1 rRNA gene (cut by a window edge) is annotated in these 2500 nt (G+C 53.7%); it reads left to right on the plus strand.

From position 1 onward, the window contains the following. Nucleotides 1–2429: ribosomal RNA gene (locus tag CKW06_RS01850) — 23S ribosomal RNA — on the plus strand (it extends 451 nt beyond the left edge of the window). Nucleotides 2430–2500: the final 71 nt, after the last annotated feature.

Here is a 2500-nt window from a genome sequence, read left to right on the forward strand (position 1 = left end):
AGGGAAAGGCGAAAAGAACCCCGGAGAGGGGAGTGAAATAGAACCTGAAACCGTGTGCGTACAAGCAGTAGGAGCTCCGCAAGGAGTGACTGCGTACCTTTTGTATAATGGGTCAGCGACTTACTGTTCGTGGCAAGCTTAACCGTATAGGGGAGGCGAAGGGAAACCGAGTCTGATAAGGGCGCATAGTCGCGGGCAGTAGACCCGAAACCGGGTGATCTAGTCATGCCCAGGGTGAAGGTGCGGTAACACGCACTGGAGGCCCGAACCCACTCCCGTTGCAAAGGTAGGGGATGAGGTGTGATTAGGAGTGAAAAGCTAATCGAACCCGGAGATAGCTGGTTCTCCTCGAAAGCTATTTAGGTAGCGCCTCATATGTATCCTCTCGGGGGTAGAGCACTGTTATGGCTAGGGGGTCATCGCGACTTACCAAACCATTGCAAACTCCGAATACCGAGACGGACTGTATGGGAGACACACGGCGGGTGCTAACGTCCGTCGTGAAAAGGGAAACAACCCAGACCCACAGCTAAGGTCCCAAATTTTGTGCTAAGTGGAAAACCATGTGGAAAGGCACAGACAGCCAGGAGGTTGGCTTAGAAGCAGCCACCCTTTAAAGAAAGCGTAATAGCTCACTGGTCGAGTCGGTCTGCGGGGAAGATTTAACGGGGCTAAGCACAGAACCGAAGCTTGGGGTGCATAACTTTGTTATGCGCGGTAGAGGAGCGTTCCGTAAGCCGTTGAAGGTGGATTGAGAAGTCTGCTGGAGGTATCGGAAGTGCGAATGCTGACATGAGTAACGATAATGCGGGTGAAAAACCCGCACGCCGAAAGCCCAAGGTTTCCTTGCGCAACGTTAATCGGCGCAGGGTGAGTCGGCCCCTAAGGCGAGGACGAAAGTCGTAGTCGATGGGAAGCAGGTTAATATTCCTGCACCTCGCGTAAGTGCGATGGAGGGACGGAGAAGGTTAGGTGTACCAGGCGTTGGTTGTCCTGGGGAAAGGCGGTAGGTTTGGATCTTTGGCAAATCCGGGATCCTCTAAGACCGAGCACCGAGACAAGCCTTTATGGCGAAGTCACTGATACCACGCTTCCAGGAAAAGCTCCTAAGCTTCAGCTTACGCAGACCGTACCGTAAACCGACACAGGTGGGTAGGATGAGAATTCTCAGGCGCTTGAGAGAACTCGGGTGAAGGAACTAGGCAACATGGCACCGTAACTTCGGGAGAAGGTGCACCCTTTTTGGTGGCTCGTGCGAGCTATAGCTGAAGAGGGTCGCAGTAACCAGGCCGCTGCGACTGTTTATCAAAAACACAGCACTCTGCAAACACGAAAGTGGACGTATAGGGTGTGACGCCTGCCCGGTGCTGGAAGGTTAATTGATGGGGTCAGCCGCAAGGCGAAGCTCTTGATCGAAGCCCCAGTAAACGGCGGCCGTAACTATAACGGTCCTAAGGTAGCGAAATTCCTTGTCGGGTAAGTTCCGACCTGCACGAATGGCGTAACGACAGCGGCGCTGTCTCCACCCGAGACTCAGTGAAATTGAAATCGCTGTGAAGATGCAGCGTTCCCGTGGCAAGACGGAAAGACCCCGTGAACCTTTACTATAGCTTTACACTGAACGTTGAGTTCGTCTGTGTAGGATAGGTGGGAGGCTATGAAACCATGGCGCTAGCTGTGGTGGAGCCATCCTTGAAATACCACCCTGTCGTGCTTGACGTTCTAACCTGGGCCCATTATCTGGGTCGGGGACCGTGTATGGTGGGTAGTTTGACTGGGGCGGTCTCCTCCTAAAGAGTAACGGAGGAGCTCGAAGGTACGCTCAGCGCGGTCGGACATCGCGCACTGTGTGCAAAGGCATAAGCGTGCTTGACTGCAAGATCGACGGATCAAGCAGGTAGGAAACTAGGACTTAGTGATCCGGTGGTTCTGTATGGAAGGGCCATCGCTCAACGGATAAAAGGTACTCCGGGGATAACAGGCTGATACCGCCCAAGAGTTCATATCGACGGCGGTGTTTGGCACCTCGATGTCGGCTCATCACATCCTGGGGCTGTAGTCGGTCCCAAGGGTATGGCTGTTCGCCATTTAAAGTGGTACGCGAGCTGGGTTCAGAACGTCGTGAGACAGTTCGGTCCCTATCTGCCATGGGCGTTGGAGATTTGAGAGGGGCTGCTCCTAGTACGAGAGGACCGGAGTGGACGAACCTCTGGTGTTCCGGTTGTCACGCCAGTGGCATTGCCGGGTAGCTATGTTCGGAAGCGATAACCGCTGAAAGCATCTAAGCGGGAAGCGCGCCTCAAGATGAGATCTCCCGGGGCACAAGCCCCCTGAAGGAACCATGTAGACTACGTGGTTGATAGGTCAGGTGTGTAAGTACAGCAATGTATTGAGCTAACTGATACTAATGATCCGTGCGGCTTGACCATATAACCTCAAGTTGCCTTGGCTTTACGACAGCGTCGTAAGAGCATCCAAGTGCACGCTACGTCACAAGAAC

It is taken from the genome of Stenotrophomonas maltophilia, from assembly GCF_900186865.1.
GTDB lineage: Bacteria > Pseudomonadota > Gammaproteobacteria > Xanthomonadales > Xanthomonadaceae > Stenotrophomonas > Stenotrophomonas maltophilia.